The sequence below is a fragment of the Shewanella glacialipiscicola genome (genome assembly GCF_023283485.1).
In the GTDB taxonomy this organism is placed as follows: domain Bacteria; phylum Pseudomonadota; class Gammaproteobacteria; order Enterobacterales; family Shewanellaceae; genus Shewanella; species Shewanella glacialipiscicola.
Genome location: NZ_JAKILU010000005.1, coordinates 26,597 through 45,264, shown reverse-complemented (window position 1 = coordinate 45,264; position 18,668 = coordinate 26,597). Strand labels below are relative to the sequence as shown.

General features: G+C 44.1%; 13 protein-coding genes. 8 read left to right on the top strand and 5 right to left on the bottom strand.

The window, feature by feature from the left end; all coding sequences use genetic code 11:
* Positions 1–53: 53 nt before the first annotated feature.
* Positions 54–980 carry an LpxL/LpxP family Kdo(2)-lipid IV(A) lauroyl/palmitoleoyl acyltransferase gene (locus tag L2717_RS05945; RefSeq protein WP_220774073.1) on the bottom strand — a complete coding sequence of 309 codons (927 nt, stop codon included), beginning with the start codon at positions 978–980 and terminating at the stop codon, positions 54–56.
* A gap of 103 nt (positions 981–1,083) precedes the next feature.
* Here L2717_RS05945 and hldE point away from each other — a divergent pair, with 103 nt between their 5' ends.
* From hldE to L2717_RS05930, 3 genes are all read left to right on the top strand, one after another.
* Entirely contained in the window at positions 1,084–2,514 is a 1,431-nt protein-coding gene (hldE, locus tag L2717_RS05940) for a bifunctional D-glycero-beta-D-manno-heptose-7-phosphate kinase/D-glycero-beta-D-manno-heptose 1-phosphate adenylyltransferase HldE (protein WP_220774072.1), read from the top strand.
* Positions 2,511–3,338 carry a hypothetical protein gene (locus tag L2717_RS05935; protein WP_220774071.1) on the top strand — a complete coding sequence of 276 codons (828 nt, stop codon included), beginning with the start codon at positions 2,511–2,513 and terminating at the stop codon, positions 3,336–3,338. The genes hldE and L2717_RS05935 overlap by 4 nt, the downstream gene beginning before the upstream one ends.
* A 151-nt stretch (positions 3,339–3,489) precedes the next feature.
* A complete protein-coding gene (locus L2717_RS05930; RefSeq protein WP_220774070.1) occupies positions 3,490–3,969 on the top strand; it encodes a TetR family transcriptional regulator in 480 nt (159 codons plus the stop codon).
* Positions 3,970–4,044: 75 nt separating this feature from the next.
* Here L2717_RS05930 and pntB read toward each other — a convergent pair whose 3' ends face one another.
* On the bottom strand, positions 4,045–5,529 hold the full coding sequence (gene pntB, locus L2717_RS05925; RefSeq protein ID WP_220774069.1) for a Re/Si-specific NAD(P)(+) transhydrogenase subunit beta: 1,485 nt from the start codon (positions 5,527–5,529) through the stop codon (positions 4,045–4,047).
* A gap of 12 nt (positions 5,530–5,541) precedes the next feature.
* Complete coding sequence (locus tag L2717_RS05920) at positions 5,542–7,068, bottom strand: Re/Si-specific NAD(P)(+) transhydrogenase subunit alpha (protein ID WP_220774067.1); 1,527 nt, start codon at positions 7,066–7,068, stop codon at positions 5,542–5,544.
* Between the two features lie 415 nt (positions 7,069–7,483).
* Between L2717_RS05920 and L2717_RS05915 the strand changes: the two genes are divergently transcribed.
* From L2717_RS05915 to L2717_RS05895, 5 genes are all read left to right on the top strand, one after another.
* Positions 7,484–9,283 (top strand): assimilatory sulfite reductase (NADPH) flavoprotein subunit, encoded by a 1,800-nt coding sequence (locus L2717_RS05915; protein ID WP_220774076.1) that lies wholly within the window; start codon positions 7,484–7,486, stop codon positions 9,281–9,283.
* Between the two features lie 100 nt (positions 9,284–9,383).
* Positions 9,384–11,081, top strand: coding sequence for an assimilatory sulfite reductase (NADPH) hemoprotein subunit (gene cysI / locus L2717_RS05910; protein WP_107881668.1), 1,698 nt, complete (start codon positions 9,384–9,386; stop codon positions 11,079–11,081).
* Complete coding sequence (locus tag L2717_RS05905; RefSeq protein ID WP_107881670.1) at positions 11,074–11,859, top strand: phosphoadenylyl-sulfate reductase; 786 nt, start codon at positions 11,074–11,076, stop codon at positions 11,857–11,859. The genes cysI and L2717_RS05905 overlap by 8 nt, the downstream gene beginning before the upstream one ends.
* Positions 11,860–12,606: 747 nt before the next feature.
* Entirely contained in the window at positions 12,607–13,392 is a 786-nt protein-coding gene (gene mtgA, locus L2717_RS05900; protein ID WP_220774066.1) for a monofunctional biosynthetic peptidoglycan transglycosylase, read from the top strand.
* Positions 13,393–13,784: 392 nt separating this feature from the next.
* The gene (locus L2717_RS05895; RefSeq protein ID WP_248938001.1) at positions 13,785–15,521 is read left to right on the top strand and encodes a hypothetical protein; all 1,737 of its coding nucleotides are present in this window, start codon (positions 13,785–13,787) and stop codon (positions 15,519–15,521) included.
* Between the two features lie 88 nt (positions 15,522–15,609).
* On the opposite strand, the gene L2717_RS05890 is transcribed toward L2717_RS05895, so the two are convergent.
* Together L2717_RS05890 and L2717_RS05885 are read right to left on the bottom strand one after the other, a co-directional pair.
* Positions 15,610–17,166, bottom strand: coding sequence for a S41 family peptidase (locus tag L2717_RS05890; RefSeq protein WP_248938000.1), 1,557 nt, complete (start codon positions 17,164–17,166; stop codon positions 15,610–15,612).
* A 183-nt stretch (positions 17,167–17,349) separates the two neighbouring features.
* On the bottom strand, positions 17,350–18,234 hold the full coding sequence (locus L2717_RS05885) for a phospholipase A (RefSeq protein WP_220773614.1): 885 nt from the start codon (positions 18,232–18,234) through the stop codon (positions 17,350–17,352).
* Between the last annotated feature and the right edge of the window lie 434 nt (positions 18,235–18,668).

The following is an 18,668-nucleotide window of genomic DNA, read 5'->3' as shown; positions in this document are numbered from 1 at the left end:
TTATTTGCTGGCATTTTTATGTTAAAAACGGACTTATATTAAAACGGATAGCGCTACTGATACACAGACTTATCTGTGGGATCGGGGCGAGTCTTAAAGCGGCGATGTAACCACATATATTGGGCGCGATTTTTATCAATGATGGTTTCGATAATTTTATTACCGCGAATTGCATCATCTAGCTCATTTTCACCGGGGAAATTATCTAACGGTGGCATGACTTCAATACGATACCCTTCATCACCTGCGGTACGTTCAACGAAAAAAGGTAATACTTTGGCTTTACCAAGTTTGGCTAAGGTGGTGGCGCCCGTAATCGTTGCTGCATCTGGCATGGCATAAAACGGGATAAATACGGCGCTGGAGCGGCCAAAGTCCTGATCGGCCGTGTACCAAATTACATCGGGATTACGTAGGCAGCGCACCATTTGGCGTAAGTCGCGTTTAGAGACTAAGCCTTTATTCGAGCGTAGACGACCTTGAACTTGTAGGTATTCCATCACTGGATTATTGTGCGGGCGATAAACCCCTACGCCGGGTTGAAATTGACCAAAGATACGCGCACCCATTTCCAATGGTAAACAATGAACAGCAAAAAGAATCACACCGTGACCGGCATTGAGTGTGTCTTGCACGTGTTCTTGACCGGTAATGCTCATATGCTGTTGTACTTTTTCGTCGGACCACCACCAAGCATTGATGGTATCGAAAATAGCTTTGCCGGTTTCTTCAAAGTTACGTAGCAGCAACTCTTCTCGCTGCGCGGGGGTCATCTCGGGGAAGCAAAGAGTCAAGTTACGGCGCGCAGTGTGCGTGCGGCTACCCGCAAACTTCATCACTAAACGGCCTAAACCTTTACCCAATTTCATCTGCCAAGATAGCGGAAGTAGTTGAGTTAAACGCATCAAAAATACGCCAAACCACATAGGCCAATGTTTAGGATGATATAACGAAGATGAAAACTCGGCTTTCTCGACCACAAAATACTCACTACTTTTGAAAATTACTGCTCATTCTAACTCAAATCCTACTGAAATTAGGTACAATCACGGTTTAATTTCTGCATATGAAGATAAGGCCACTATGAAGGTTTCACTGCCAGCATTTGAAAAAGCCAGAGTGTTAGTCGTCGGCGATGTGATGTTAGACCGCTATTGGGTTGGTCCTACTGCACGAATTTCCCCTGAAGCCCCTGTGCCTGTGGTGAAGATTAATCAGGTCGAAGACAGACCCGGTGGTGCAGCAAACGTGGCGCTCAATATTGCAACCTTAGGGGGGCAAGTACAACTTGCTGGGCTCGTCGGTCAAGACGATACTGCCACAGCCTTAACGCTCGGCGTGCAAACCTTAGGGGTTGAACCTCAGTGGTTAACCATTGCCGATAAGCCCACCATTACTAAGCTGCGGGTATTATCACGCAATCAGCAGTTAATCCGTCTGGATTTTGAAGAAGCCTTCGATAAGGCCGATAGTGTGCGTTTGCTTAAGCAATCTGAAGCCTTACTCGATGCTGTCGATGTGGTGGTGCTGTCTGATTATGCTAAGGGTGCTATCAATGAGCCGCGGGATTTTATTGCCTTAGCACGCGCTAAAGGAGTGATGGTCTTAGTTGACCCTAAGGGCAGTGATTTTGGCCGTTATCATGGTGCATCCTTGATTACCCCGAATATGAGCGAGTTTGAAGCCGTTGTGGGCACTGTGACCTCAGAGGCCGATTTGCTCGAAAAAGCCCGTGGTTTACTCAAACTCCATAACTTTGATGCCATTTTAGTTACCCGCTCAGAAAAGGGTATGACCTTAGTCACCGCCAATTCGCCTGAATTACATATCCCCACCGTTGCCCGTGAAGTCTATGATGTGACTGGCGCGGGCGATACAGTGATTTCAGCGCTGGCAACTTCATTGGCCGCAGGTGCTGATTTACCGCAAGCCTGCGCTATCGCAAATACGGCGGCAGGTGTGGTCGTGGGTAAACTGGGCACTTCGACTGTGAGCCGCATTGAACTAATTAGTGCGCTAGCTGTGCACCAAGGTGAATCGGGTTTTGGCGTAGTGAGTGAAGATCAACTGGCTTACGCCCTTGAGCAAGCTAAATTACGCGGTGAGCGTGTGGTCATGACCAACGGTTGCTTTGATATTTTACATGCGGGACATGTGAGTTATCTCAAGCAAGCCAAAGCCTTGGGCGATCGCTTAATTGTGGCAGTAAACGATGATGCTTCGGTTAAGCGCCTTAAGGGAGAAGGTCGTCCTGTTAATCAAATTGATCGCCGTATGGCTGTGTTAGCCGGTTTAGCTTCGGTCGATTGGGTCGTACCTTTTAGTGAAGATACGCCGCAGCGCATTATTGCTCGATTATTGCCAAACCTGCTGGTTAAAGGGGGCGATTATAAGCTTGAAGATATTGCGGGTGGCGCTGAAGTGATTGCCGCTGGGGGGCAAGTGCAGGTGCTGGGTTTTGAAGATGGTATTTCAACGACAGCAATTATCCAAAATATCATGGCTAATCAGTGAGTCTGATTGCTCTAGTCTTTGCAGCGAGTTTGTCTTGGGCTCCTATCGCCGATAAGCAGGCGTTAATTTGCCCTTTACCCGAGCTTGGCACTTGCTTGACATTATTGCCTCAGCAAGTGCTGTTGCAGCTCCCCCTAACGCAGCAGCAATTTACGCAGGCTTTAGGGCAAAGAAGTGCGATGGTGATGCCGGTTGACGATAGCAAAATAGCAGGGCTAGTTTTAGTTAACGAGCAGCAAACACCAGCGGTTCAGTTAGCCAGTATCGATAGCGTGACCTACCAATTACCTTTGCATCAACAAACACAATTAACTCTGTGGCATGAGCTCGGTCACCTAGAAAACCGTGCTCTGCAAGGTACTGTTTTACCCACTCAATTGAGTGCATATCAGCATGAATGGCTTGCCGATATCTACTTAATGTGGCGTATTGCGCGTCAGCAAGGTGATTTTACCCTCGCATGGCAGCAATATCATAGACGCAATCTTGATGCGTTAACAAATCAGGCGCATTTGTCGCATTGGAGTGCCCCTATGATGATACAAGTGTTTCATCGTTATAATGCGAGGCAAATGGCTAATTTTACTGTTTACGCCGATTTTGTGATGGATTTTTACCCAAGAGCTGAACAGCTTGATCCAAGACTATTGGGAGAATATTCGAGTTTGTTGCAACGTACTTTTGGGGCAAGTGTGCTACAACCGCTGCCTCGCTATCTTTTTTGGAGAAAAGCCGCTTTAGGACAATATTTAAAACCGACCTTAATTTTGTTGATGGGTGATGTTGAAGCACAAGACTGGTTGGTACAAAACTCTATGTTGTGAACGTGTTAATTTTTATGGTGTTATTATCCATTTAAGTCTGAACCTTAGCTGAACGAAGGTTAAATACGCTAGTTTTGGCTAAGCTCGCAGCAGTAATCCCTAGATGGCTTTGGTAAGATTTGCCCTTAAAAATAAGAGGGGAGATCTTACTGTGGCTAAACGCTCGCGAGTACAAACTGAGCTGACCATTAATCAAATTATGGATGAAGCATTAAAGCAGATTTTGACTATCGGTTTTGAGACCATGTCCTACACCACGTTGTCAGAAGCAACCGGTATTAGCCGCACTGGTATTAGTCATCATTTTCCACGAAAAACTGACTTTTTAGTGCGTTTAGATGGCCGTATTGGCAATCTATTTGTTGAGGCATTAGACTTTTCTAGCCAAGAAACCTTAGAAACATCTTGGATGCAGGCGATGCAAGAAGAGCATTATCGCGCTGTGTTGAGGCTGTTTTTTAGCCTCTGTGGTGGTGCTAATAATGAAATCACTCTCTTTAGAGCGGTAAGCAACGCGCGCCAACAAGCGATTGCTGAACTCGGTTTAGTCGGTGATAGTACGATTAATCATTTATTAGGTCGTAGTGCTGTCATGTTGCTATCCAATTTCGATGTAGAGAAAGCGGCATAATCAACAGTAAAAAATTACTAAAAATTAAGGGAGCCTATGGCTCCCTTAATGCTATTAAAACGAATGCTATTAAAACTACAGTGCTTTTAAAATTGCTTCGACACTGGCTTTCGCATCCCCAAATAACATTTGGGTATTCTCTTTAAAGAACAGTGGATTTTGCACGCCGGCATAACCGGTATTCATTGACCGTTTAAAGCCGATGACATTTTGTGCTTTCCACACTTCTAGCACTGGCATGCCCGCAATAGGACTACCTGGGTCTTCCATTGCCGCGGGGTTAACCGTGTCGTTTGCACCAATAACCAGCACTACGTCAGTATCTTTAAAGTCTTCGTTGATTTCGTCCATTTCAAGCACGATATCGTAGGGGACTTTTGCTTCTGCTAACAGTACGTTCATGTGCCCTGGTAAGCGGCCTGCGACTGGATGTATGCCGAAACGGACTTTAATACCGCGATCACGCAGTTTTTGGGTGATTTCAGCAACAGGATATTGCGCCTGTGCTACCGCCATCCCATAACCGGGTGTGATGATAACCGACGTAGCATTTTTCAGCATATCCGCTACATCTTCAGCGTTGGTTTCACGGTAATCGCCCATTTCTTCATCGCCTGTAGAGACAGCGCCATCGGTGCCAAAGCCACCTGCGATAACCGAAATAAACGAGCGATTCATTGCTTTACACATGATGTAAGACAGAATAGCACCCGATGAACCCACTAATGCGCCGACCACAATCAAGAGGTCGTTTGACAACATAAAGCCCGCTGCTGCCGCTGCCCAACCTGAGTAGGAGTTCAGCATAGACACCACTACAGGCATATCTGCGCCGCCAATTGATGCCACTAAATGCCAGCCAAAGGCAAAGGCAATGAGGGTCATCAACAGTAGTGCAGGCATAGTGCCGCCTGTCTGTACGAAATACACCATCAGGGCTAAAGACACTAAAACCGCCACTAAATTGAGTTTGTGGCGATGTGGCAACATCATAGGTTTAGATGAAAATGTACCGCGTAACTTACCAAAGGCGACAATCGAACCGGTAAAAGTGACCGCACCGATGAAGATGCCGAGGAAAACTTCGACTAAGTGGATGTTAAGCATCGCACCAGTGAGATGTTCTTTGCTGGCGGCTTTAGCCACTTCACTTAGGGCATCATTCACCGCAGCGAGAGTGGCATTAATATCACCACCGACAGCCACCACTACTTGTGACACTTCTTGTGGGTGCAAATCGATAAAGCTATTGAAGCCAACCAATACTGCAGCCATACCCACAAAGCTATGTAATATAGCAACCAATTCAGGCATTTGAGTCATTTCGACTTTCAATGCTAAGCGGATACCAATCGCACCACCAATCACCATGGCGATTAAGATCCATGCAATACCGTTAGTATCAGGGTTAAAAATAGTCGCCAGTAGGGCGATTGCCATACCGAGGATCCCGAATAAATTACCATGTTTTGCCGTCTCTTGCTTCGACAGTCCCGCGAGACTGAAGATGAAGAGAATGGCGGCAATAATATAAGCTGCTGTTACCAGTCCTTGAGACACGTTAAACCCCCTTTAATCCTTACGGAACATCTTCAGCATACGCTGAGTGACGGTAAAACCGCCAAAGATGTTAATACTGGCGATCAGCACGGCGATAAATGCCAGTACAGTAACCAACGTTGAACCCTGACCAATTTGCAGCAACGCGCCGACCACGATAATGCCTGAAATCGCGTTCGTCACTGACATCAAAGGCGTGTGCAGTGAATGTGAAACGTTCCAAACAACGTAATAGCCAACCACGCAAGACAGTACAAATACCGTGAAGTGTGACAAGAACTCTGCCGGAGCAACGGATGCCACAGCAGCAAATCCTGCAACACCTAAAGCGGCGAGCACGTATTTCAGTTTTGATGGCTCTTTGGGCGTGGTGTTTTTAGGCTCGATTTTCACAGCCGGTTTTACCGGTGCTGCTGACACCGAAATCGGTGGTGGCGGGAAAGTCACTTCACCTTCTTTAATCACGGTCATATTACGCATGACTACATCATCAAAATTGATGTGGGCATTACCGTCTTTCTCTTTACACATTAACTTCATCAAATTGACTAAGTTAGTACCGTAAAGTTGTGACGATTGCGCGGGTAAACGGCCCGGTAGATCGGTATAACCAATCACTTTGACGCCATTAGGAGTGACAAATAACTCGCCCGATTGAGTGTATTCGCAGTTACCGCCAGTCGCGGCGGCTAAATCGACGATCACAGAGCCGCTCTTCATGGTATCAACCATGGCTTTAGTGATGAGCTTAGGCGCAGGACGACCCGGAATTAGCGCGGTAGTGATGATGATATCGACTTCTTTTGCTTGCTCAGCAAACAGCGCCATTTCAGCGGCGATAAATTCATCCGACATGGTTTTAGCATAACCATCGGATGAGCCACCTTCTTCGTTACCAAAGTCCAGCTTAAGGAACTGGCCGCCCATAGATTCGATTTGTTCAGCGACTTCTAAACGGGTATCAAAGGCGCGTACTATGGCGCCAAGTGAGCCCGCGGTGCCAATAGCTGCAAGGCCAGCAACCCCAGCACCAATCACTAATACTTTAGCGGGAGGGACTTTACCTGCAGCGGTAATTTGCCCCGTAAAGAAACGACCAAATTGATGCGCCGCTTCAACCACGGCGCGATAACCGCCAATGTTAGCCATAGAGGAGAGAGCATCGAGTGATTGTGCGCGGGAGATGCGTGGCACCATATCCATCGCCATCACGTTGATATTGCGTTTAGACAATTTTTCAACTAGCTCAGGGTTTTGTGCTGGCCAAATAAAGCTGACGACAGTTGCCCCGTCTTTGATTTGTTCGATTTCAACATCGTTTGGCGCATTGACCTTAAAAATGAGGTCGGCTTGCCAGACATCCGTCGTGATATTTGCTCCTGCAGCGGTAAAGGCTGCATCGTCAAAGCTAGACAGTTGACCGGCATTCGATTCAACCATCACTTCAAAGCCGAGTTTTTTTAGCTGCTCAACGGTGGCTGGCGTCGCGGCGACCCGAGTTTCACCGGCGAGACTTTCTCTCGGTATTCCAATCTGCATGACTACTCCCTGATGATTTATATAATCGTTCCGCCTGAGTACTGTTTATTACGCTTGAGCTACAAAGGTCGTTATTAGTGTTAACTCATTTATTTTATTGCGGCAAGTTATCACACTCAATATCAAGTATGAAACGTGCGTTTTAGAAACACACTTTTCTTTGAACAACAGAGGTGACAGTACGACAGGCTCGTTACCATTGTGGCAAGACTTTAATTTGGCACAAGTGCATATTGCACAAGCAGGTCGTTTCAGCACTGGTCGGATCAAAAACTTTTAACCAGTGCACACTTTTGTAGCTTAATTTTTGCACTTTGTATATTCCAAAAAGGAATTAAAAATCTTATTTTATTCTTTTTTGCTTTTCTTAAAGCGGGATAAGCTAGTGAATATCACATTGTCACAGGGCCATTTCATGTTGTTAAAGGAACTTTCATCGTTGGCTTCGCCATTGTCTCAAGGACAAATCGAAAAGCTAAAACAGCTCACAGCAGAGTTAAATGCGGTACAACTGGCTTGGGTTAGTGGCTATCTTGCCGCGACAGCTAACGCCGGCCAACTGACTCCCGCTGTCGAAACTCAAACAGTTCAGACGTTAACTATTCTTTATGGTAGTCAAACGGGTAATGGCCATGGCGTTGCTAAAGCCCTTGCCGATAAGGCGCAAGCTCAGGGTTATGCGGTTAATCTTGCTTCGATGGGCGAATATAATGTACGCCAACTGAAACAAGAAACTGTGCTTTTGCTGGTGGTAAGTACCCACGGTGAAGGTGAGGCCCCAGATGATGCAATCGAATTACATAAATTTTTAGCTTCCAAACGTGCGCCTAAGTTAGACAACCTGCATTACTCAGTGCTTGCACTCGGGGATTCTAGCTATGAGTTTTTCTGCCAAACCGGTAAAGACTTTGATGCTCGCCTCGCGGCTCTAGGTGCTAAGTCATTATTGCCCTTGATTGAATGTGACGTAGATTATGAAACCGCTGCAAGCGAATGGCATGCCGAGGTTTTGAACAGTGTAAAACCGTTAATTCAAACCTCGTCAGCCAATGTGGTATCCATTGGTACTGTTAAGACTACGCAAGTGAATGAGTTTACAAAGCAAAATCCATATCTTGCTGAGGTACTCGTTAGTCAAAAGATTACGGGTCGCGGCTCAGATCGCGACGTACGCCATGTTGAAATTGATCTTGGTGAATCGGGCTTAACCTACCAAGTAGGTGATGCTTTAGGGGTATGGTTTAGCAATAACGAAGTATTAGTGGATGAGATTTTAGCGGCTTTGTCACTCGCGGCTGACGAGCTAGTCACGCTTGGATCGCAATCCTTGCCCCTCAAGCAAGCTTTGCTCAATAACAAAGAACTGACTCAGTTATATCCTGGATTAGTCAAAGCCTGGGCTGAGCTTAGTGGCAATGCTGAGCTGTTGGCATTGAGTGAGGATAAAGAGCAAGTACGCCATTTTATTCTCAAGCATCAATTTGCCGACTTAGTCGCCCAGTACCCATTTTCTAATGGTGCTGAAACGTTAAGTGCGACAAAGCTGCTTGAGTTACTGCGTCCATTAACGCCACGACTTTACTCTATTGCCTCAAGCCAAAGTGAAGTCGAAACTGAAGTACATTTAACCGTGGCCTTAGTGGAAGATGAGCGCCATGGCGCGGCGCGTTTTGGCGGCGCATCACATTTCTTAGCTTCTGCCGCTGAAGGCACACAAGTTAAGGTTTATGTTGAGCCGAATAAGCATTTCCGTTTACCCGAAAATCCAGCAACGCCCGTGATCATGGTGGGCCCTGGTACGGGGGTCGCGCCATTTCGTGCTTTTATGCAAGAACGTGTTGCCCAAGGTGTTCAAGCGGATAGCTGGTTATTCTTCGGTAATCCCCATTTTGAGCAAGATTTTTTGTATCAAACTGAGTGGCAACAGTATCTTAAAAATGGCGATTTAAGTCGTATTGACGTGGCGTTTTCACGTGACCAAGCCCATAAAATATATGTACAACACCGTATTAAAGAGCAGGCAAAAACGCTGTGGCAATGGCTTGAAAATGGTGCACATCTGTACATTTGCGGCGATGCTGAGCGGATGGCAAAAGATGTTCATCAAGCCTTAATTGAAGTCGCAATTGAAGTGGGTGGATTAGATATAGACGCCGCAGAAGCCTACTTTGACACACTACGCAGCGACAAACGCTACCAAAAAGACGTGTATTAATTGCAGCCTAGAACGCACATAAAAAACGCATAAGAATAGCCAAAGCTGCAAACACCATCACGATGTGCAGCTAGTGAACCGAATTTAAGAGGCAGTTGCCATGAGTGAGCAAAAGTTAGCGTTAAACGAATACTTAAAAACTGACAGTAATTATCTGCGCGGTACGATTACAGAAGGCTTAGATTCTTCCGTCACGGGTAGCTTCAGCGATAGTGATCAGCAGTTGATCAAATTTCATGGTTTTTATCAGCAGGACGATCGCGATTTACGTAATGAACGTAAAGAGCAAAAACTTGAGCCTTTATACAGCTTCATGTTGCGTGCTCGGGTGCCTGGTGGCGTGTGTACACCACAGCAATGGTTGGGAGTGGATGAAATCGCTTCAACGTTAACCAGTTCAAACAGTATACGTTTGACCACTCGTCAAACCTTTCAATACCACGGTATTCCAAAGCGCAATCTTAAACCGTTAATCCAAGGATTAGATCGTGAAGCGCTGGATTCAATCGCCGCTTGTGGTGATGTAAACCGTAACGTGATGTGTAACCCTAATCCGGTTGAATCTAGATTGCATCAACAGGCTTATGCGGTGGCAAAGCAATTGTCTGATCACTTGTTACCCCACACCCGCGCCTATGCTGAAATTTGGTTAGATAAAGAAAAATTACTCTCGACCGAAGATGAAACCGTTGAACCTGTGTATGGCAAAACTTATCTGCCGCGTAAGTTTAAAATGGCCGTGGCTGTACCGCCAGATAATGATGTTGACGTTTACACCAACGATTTAGGGTTTATCGCCATTGCTGAAAAAGGTGAGCTGGTTGGCTTTAATTTAACGGCTGGCGGTGGCATGGGCTCAACCCACGGCGAAGTGGAAACTTTCCCACGTTTGGGTGACGATTTGGGCTTTATTAAAGCCGCAGATGTAATGAAGTTTGCCGAAGCGGTGATGACAGTACAGCGTGATTGGGGTAATCGCTCAAACCGCAAACGTTCACGCCTTAAATACACCATTGTTGACCATGGTTATGAGAAGTTTAAAGCCGAAGTCGAGGCGCGTGCTGGGGTAAAATTTGAGCCTAAGCGTGACGTGGTAATCGGCGATCGCGGTGATCGTTATGGCTGGGTTGAAGGCGTTGATGGTAAATGGCATTTAACCTTGTACATTGAAAGTGGTCGGGTAAAGGATTATCCCGGTAAAACGCTGCAAACCGGATTGCGCGAAATCGCTAAAATTCACCAAGGCGATTTCCGCATGACCTCGAATCAAAACATGATCATCGCAGGTGTGGCGGCAGAAGATAAAGCCACCATTGAAGGCTTAGCCCGTAAACATGGTCTGTTGGGGCAAGTGATTACTCAAACTCGTGGTCATTCGATAGCTTGTGTGGCGCTGCCAACGTGCCCGTTAGCTATGGCGGAAGCGGAGCGTTATTTCCCCGAGTTTATCGACCATATCGATGCATTACAGGCAAAACATGGTATCAGTGAACAGGCAATAGTGGTGCGGATGACGGGTTGCCCTAATGGCTGTGCACGCCCATTTGCTGCCGAAATTGGTTTAGTAGGTAAAGCGCCTGGTCGTTATAACTTGTATTTAGGTGCAAGTTTTGAAGGCACACGTTTGAATAAAATGCACCGGGAAAATATCCAAGAAGCCGAAATTCTGGCAGAGTTAGATACCTTGTTTGGCCGCTACGCGACAGAGCGTAATGCTAGCGAAACTTTTGGCAACTTTACTGTTCGCATCGGCGTAGTAAAGGCGGTTATTGACGCCGCTAAGGATTTTCATGGCTGAGCTTTATCTGAACAATAATGAAACTAAAGTGCCGACAATCATCAGCTCTGTAGAGCTACAGTCGCTATTGATCGCACCTAAAGCCGAACAAACGATAGAGCTTGAGCGCATTAATCAGTTTTTAGCAGGGCTGCGCGCGCAAGAGCGAGTGTTATGGGGGTTAACTTATTTGCCCGGTAACCCCGCACTGTCGTCAAGTTTTGGGATCCAAGCAGCGGTAATGCTGCATATGGTGAGCCAAGCACGGGCAAATATTCCGGTTATTTTGACCGATACCGGATATTTGTTCCCTGAAACCTATCAGTTTATTGATGAACTGACGCAGCGGTTATCGTTAAATTTAAAAGTGTATCAAGCAGCAATGACATCTGCATGGCAAGAGGCACGTTTTGGTCAGTTGTGGGAACAAGGTTTAAATGGGTTAGAGCAGTACAACCGTTTAAATAAAGTGGAGCCTATGCAGCGTGCCTTAACTGAGCTGGAAGTTGGCACTTGGTTTGCTGGGCTGCGCCGCAGCCAAGCCAGCAGCCGTGAAACCTTACCTATATTGGCGATTCATGGTTCGCGGTTTAAATTACTGCCGATTATTGAGTGGACCAATAAAGATGTGCATTTATATTTGACGCAATTTAATTTGCCATATCATCCACTTTGGGATCAAGGTTATGTTTCTGTTGGCGACACCCATTCCAGTAAGCCATTAGAATTGGGTATGAGTGAAGAAGAAACTCGCTTTAATGGGCTAAAACGTGAGTGTGGCTTACACTATGACATTTAAACAATAATGATTAACTTATTGATTTAAAATATTAATAATGGATTCTTGCCATTGCAGTATCGCTAGCTATTAAGATTTTTGAAATTAAAAATACATTTTTAATTTTGGCGGTATCTTTTGGCGTAGCGGTAATCTAAATGTCATAAAAACGCGCTAAATTGATTCTAATCTCCGTCATCGCGGTGTTTTGTGTGAATTTTATACATTTTTAATCACAAAGTGACACATTGATTTATTCTGAGCTATATTTTGAAGTTCCCGTAGATAGTTTTGAGCTTTTTATTGTGTAACTGGCATCGTTGATACCTTTTACAAAGTTGGGTTGTTGTCATCGTTATTGATGGGCTGCGTTGGCTATATAGCGTTATAACAAAACTTAAGGCAGTAAATAGGGTACAAACCTGGCTCGCCTACGCGAGTATAAAGTTGTTTGATTGACTTGCTAGCCCTCGTTAATCTGTCATCATTACCTCGGTCAGCTGTCGTCAAAGCTGCCGAGGTTGAATCCAGTTTACTTCGCCCCATTTGTATTCTTAATTTGTTCCTATTAGGGTCTATTCTCTATCTATCTTTGATTCTGTTATAAAATATCTTTGGTGTTTCTGGGATTCTCGTTGCATGATCAGCATGTAATAGGCTTAGTACTAGAGATTATTTTTTAGACCGAGTTGTTGCAGAGACTTTTCTGCATGAGATAGATGGCTAAATGACTGCCAAAGGTGAGAGTGCTTGGATGAGATGGTATAAATGACGGCTCCTATGTATGCGATGCGAGATCATGTCCGGCGTCCCAGTGTGAATAAAAAAAGCAGTATGAAACCTCAAAGACCAAAGCGTAGCTTTCGGCGTTTATTGTCATGGCTATTTAAGGGATTACTTTGGGCATTATTATGCTCGATATTATTGGTGATACTGCTGAGGTTTGTCGATCCCCCTATGTGGACTTGGCGCATTGAACGTGCTTTATCTCCGCCCGCACCTATGGGTGAGGTGATGCACGAATGGCGTGATATCGAACAAATATCTTCCCAATTACAATTAGCGGTCATTGCCGCAGAAGATCAACATTTTGCCGACCATAGTGGATTCGATTTAGCGGCGATTAGCTCGGCGCTGAAATACAATCAGCAGGGGGGCAAGGTTCGTGGTGCGAGTACCTTAAGTCAGCAGGCGGCGAAAAATCTTTTTATGTGGTCAAGTCGCAGTTTTTTGCGTAAAGGATTAGAAGCCTGGTTTACGCTATTGATGGAATTGACTTGGGATAAGTCACGTATTCTCGAAGTGTATTTAAATATTGTCGAATTTGGCCCCGGAATATACGGCGCTGAAGCGGCATCAAAGCATTATTTTGGTAAATCTGCGGCCAAGCTTACTCAATATGAGGCTTCATTACTTGCCGCCATTTTACCTAACCCTTGGCGCTATAAGATTTCACCGCCATCGTCCTATGTACAGCAGCGCTCGGCTTGGATCCGCAAACAAATGAATCAGTTAGGTGATATCACGCTTAAAAAAGTTTATGAAGTAGAATAATCATTATGACCTTTACCGATAGCTTGTCTTGATTGTTTATTATTCGCCATCATCAATCGACGGATAGTCTCAGAATTAAGACCAAACTAAGCTTGTATCGAGCTAACGTTATCAATGATGATTTTTAGTGAATTAAGTCTTTACCTCATTCGCATCTAGATTTATTTAATGTTAAATTATGGTGTGTTTTTATGTTGATTCTTAAAGTAACACCTCAGTCTTTTCGGCTGAGGTGTTACTTTGTGCTTTGTGGTAGTAAAATTTATACCTTTCTGGTTTTTACATTGTTCGCATTAGGGATAGGTAAGAACAGTCAATATTGAATTGCCAGAACATTATGTTAGGCATTTTTTTTATATTAAATTGAATTGATCTCAAATGGAGTTTGTTAAATGAAAAAGATTGTGATTGCTGCGGCAATTATTGCGGCCGGTGCGGGCGGTTATTGGTATACGCAAAATGGTGCTGGTTCAAGTGCCTCTGCAAACCCTTTGCTCGACTATGTGCCCGCTGATACGCCGTTATTTTCGGGCCAGTTAACTCCTTTCCCGTTAAAAGCCTATTTACAGTCTATTTCTGGAAATTATCAGCAATACCCCAGTAATACTTTAACTGAACTAGATGAGTTAGATAGCCCTATGGGCAAGTTCTTTGTCAGCATTTATCAGCAATATATGGAGGGAATTAAAGACCCCGCTTTATTGTTGAAAACCTTTGGCCTTCCTGATGAGGTTAAACCTTATATTTATACATTAGGCGCTTTGCCAGTCTTCAAAATTGATGTTAATCAAGTCGATGCTTTTTGGGCTGTGTTAGATAAAGCCGAAAAAGACAGTGGTGTAAGCCACGAAATGCGTAAAATCGGTGACGTTGATTACCGCGCCTATATGTTATCGGATGATAGTGCAGCTGAAAAAGTGGAGTTATTATTTGCCCAGAAAGATGGCATTTTAACGATGACATTCAGCACATCTTTAACTAAGCCTGATTTATTAGAAATGGCGTTTGGTATTAAGAAGGCGCCGCAGTCATTAGCAGCTTCAGGTATTTTAGACGATATTATTAAGACCCATGGTTTTAAAAATAACAGCATTAGCTTTATCAATCATGTAGAAATTGTAAAGGCATTAACATCAGCCGATAGCAATCTATTATCGCAGCAATTAACGCTACTTTTAGCCAGCGAAAGCACAGGTGAAAATCCATTAGCTGAAATTAGAACACCTGAATGCCGTGCTGAACTCACCGCAATTGCCGCAAACTGGCCGCGTACCGTTGCAGGGTTAACTGAGTTTTCAGTAAGCGAAAAAGAAAGCCACATGGCTGCCTCATTTGTGATTGAAACTAAGAATCAACCTATTTTGGCAGCGTTACAAAAAATGCGTGGTTTTATTCCTGCACATATGGACGATATCAACAGCACTATATTCTCGATGGCTATAGGTTTAGATGTTAATGAAGTCGCGCCTGCATTAACTGCAATTTGGGATGATCTACAAAAACCACAATTGACTTGTGCGCCACTAGCACAATGGCAGTCGGAGCTGAGTCAACAAAGTCCAGCGATGCTCGGTATGTTCACCGGTATGGCTAATGGCGTGAAAGGTATGAGCGTATCATTACTCGACTTTAAAATGACAACGCACGATCAAGATTATCAGTTAGAAAGCGTAGATGCCTTAGTTAGCCTGAGTGCCGAAAATCCCGCCATGTTATTCAATATGGTAAAACCTTTCGCGCCTATGTTGGCGGATGTGCAATTAGCCGATAATGGTGATGCCACTGATTTATCTCCCATATTAATGCTGCCACCTGAGTTAGGTATCAAACCTATGTTGGCGATTAAAGGTCAGCATTTGGTGATGTATAGCGGTGATAAAGGTTTGCAACTGGCAAACAAACTTGCGGCTGAGAAACTGTCAACTAATGGCATGTATAGCTTATCTGCTGACTACGGCAAGATGTTTACTCCCATGCTAACGTTATTAGAAATGAGCGGTGAGCCAGTCCCCGAAGAAATGAAAATGCTTAAAGATTACAATATGCGAGTAAAAATGAGTTTTGATGTTAATCAGCAAGGCTTAGTCATAGGCTCTGTCGCTAATTCTAAAGCAACAGAGAAAAAGTAATTCTAGATGCCATTTATTGATGCGCTACTATTGAGTTAGCGAATAAATATTAAATCGAGCCAGCTAATTGCTGGCTCTTTTTTTGTGGCTAATTGAGCTTAGATTGAGCTAATTTTATGGGTTGTAAGCCTGGTTGTCCCTGCTGCGGTTTGGGCTTGGCTGAACGGACTAAACTCACCAGTCCTTGCCATTGGATGTCGTTATTTTGCGGCAGCAAAATATCGGGTTCAGTCCCCACACCAGATAACAGCTTACCTTGGGCATCATAGGTTAATGAGCTACTCAACCTTATATCGAGCCCACTATTTGGTAATTTGAAATGATAGTGACGAGCAAAGTCACCAGAGGTTTTTTCGCCAATCAAATTGACTCTGGACCATAAACGAGTGCGATAGGCTATCCATTCACATTCTTGGCGACAATGTGGGCTTACAAGTAGCGCTAAACGATTGCGACCTTCAGGCGTCACCACAGGTTTAGTACGGACATACCAAGGACTAAATTTATCGTCGTTGACTGTAGGTAAGTTGTGGGTGAGAGCCTTAAGCCGAGGCGCACTGTACTCTAGCGTGTCGAGTGGCATAAAGTTGAGCGGTTTTAGGTAATCATTTCTGAATTTGGGTGAGCGGCGATAATGTGCAAATCCCATCACGTTTGGCGCTAGGGTATTATTTAAATCTGTATCTTGGTATCGCGACAACATGGTAAGTAGTGTGGGGCTAAAGCCTTTTGCATCACGTAAATCAATGATGAGTAAGGGATGTGTCATGCCCTTGAACAGTTCTTGCTGTAACTCTTTATCTAATTCAAAAGCGCTGAGATCGCTTATTTTAAGTTTAACCGTCGTCGTATTGACCTTTGCTAACCGATGAGGCATATCTTGAAATTCAGGGCGTTCAAATGTCGATAATTGATTAATGAGATCAAACACGCTGGGCTCACGGTTGTCATCTTCTTTGGCAATGGCGTCGATAACTTGTGACTGTTTTGGTGCTAAGGCAAGTGTGACCTGCTGAGTCTGCATGTCGTCATTAATCAGAGTAATAAGTACATAGGGTTTAATGCTCAAACCTAGGTCTTCGCGCAATAAATTAAGTCTTTTAAGCCAAGGCCACTGCATTTCTTGGCTTTGTCTAGCAGGCTCGGGCAAATAAGCTTGGCTAGCAGTAACCCATTTATGTATGGGAAGCCCATCAATATGAGTGATAAAGGGAAAGTGGCTATTGATTGGACTATTGTCTTTATCTAAAGCCAGCCATTGATCGTTTAGAGGCCGTAATATTAGTGGCAGTTCGCCACTTTTATCATCAAAATTTTGTACCAGTGCGCCAGGGTCTTTTAATGTATTCAGTAGTTTAGTTATTTCGGCCGCAAATCGGGCATGTGGCGTAATATCCTGATGTTGCTCAACAATGAGGCTTGCTACATGGCTGAGTTGCGCGTTGGTGTTATCCATAGTTAACGCATAGAAACCTGAGTATTGTTCTATTTGACTTAATAGGGCGTAGAGATCTTGACGTATCTCTTGAGCATTGAGCACAGGAAGGGGTTTATTTTTTGGTACCGCGAAAAATACAAGCTGAAGTAAGCTGGCTACAATGATCGCTAAAAGCAATGTGACGATACTGCGGTAGCTAAAACTCATATTCCTCCCATGATACTCAGCTTTGCTTTAGGGCATAAAAGGTGTGCAACTGTCGGCCTAATTGCCTTAGGCATTAACGTGTGTTGTGCTGACATCAAATCAGCCTCATCTGAGCTATTTAGCCGTATCATTGGCTATGGCATCAGATTGAGGCTGATTTTTGTATACTGTTACTTTATATTGCTATAGCAGATCGTTGAGTGAAATCCCGATACCGATACGTTGATTATGGTAGTCATAGTCGATGAGACTCTCACCATAGCCATTAAAATATTGAGTATAAAAGCGTAAGTTGCCGACAATTGGATAGCTCCATGTCACTTCAGCAGAACCTCGGTCAATATCTTCTAGATTAGTTTTAAGGGTTAATGTGAGCCTATGCTCATCGATGCCATAAACGCCGACAAACTCAGCTCTACCTATGTAGTCTTCAATATTGGGGTTATCGTCGCCGTTTGCCTGATTTGGATCTGTTTTTTCATCTTCTGGAATGCGCCACCATACTTTAGTTGAGAAGGCGAGCGGACCCGCATCAAAAATCATCGTGGCGTAAAGTCGATTCCAGCTACGGGAAAGTGGCCCCGCTTTACCGTTAGATTGATGTACAGCACCGACACCCCAAAAAGAGTTAGTGACACTGCCAATTTTCCAATCGTTATTAAACATCAGAAAGACTTCAGGTTCGTGATTGGTTTCTCTAAAAGGGGACGAAGTGTCTTTGTTATACACCTGCCAATAGGATTGGTTGGTGTAAGCAAAAAATAAATGACCGTTATCACCGAATATATTGTACCAAATAGGGAATTTAAAGCTGATTTGAAACTTCGCTTCAAATTCATCTAAAGAATAAGGATTGAGTACAGCATCCTCGGTAAAGGGATCCATATTAGGATCGGGATTATAAGTAACCGGTAAAAAGTAATTCACTTTATGGGGTGCAATAACAAAAGGCAGATCCGCTGTAGCAAGTTCAACCTCTACTCTATCTTTAACTAATGATTCCTCGGCATTTATATTCGCACTAAATAATAGTCCTACTACTGCGATTGCTGAATAAAGTCGTTTCATCTGCCCTCCATGATGCATTTATTAGTTTTTTTGTCCGTCTAGCGCAACAAAAATAATGGCGCTCAGCTTACCACTAGAAAGTGAATGTATCGCTATTGAAAAATCAAATGTTATGGTGCACTCCAAGGTTTTATGTTGGCTTTTTAGCCAAAGGTGTCGAGGCTATTAATTGGCAAGGGATGGCATTTTGATATTTATCATCGGGCATTCGTCTTTTAAGTAGAGTTTTTGAGAATAACATAGTGCAAAAATCATCAATATCTCTAACAAGGCGTGGTTTTATTAAAACGCGATATTGTTTCTAAGTTGTTGTTATATAGTTATTTGTTTTTATATTCTAGATGGCGCTAAGGCTTGAACATAGAATTTTATCGTTTTATTGCTGGCATCCTCAGCTTCTTTTATATCTAAATGATATAAAAACTAATAATTAT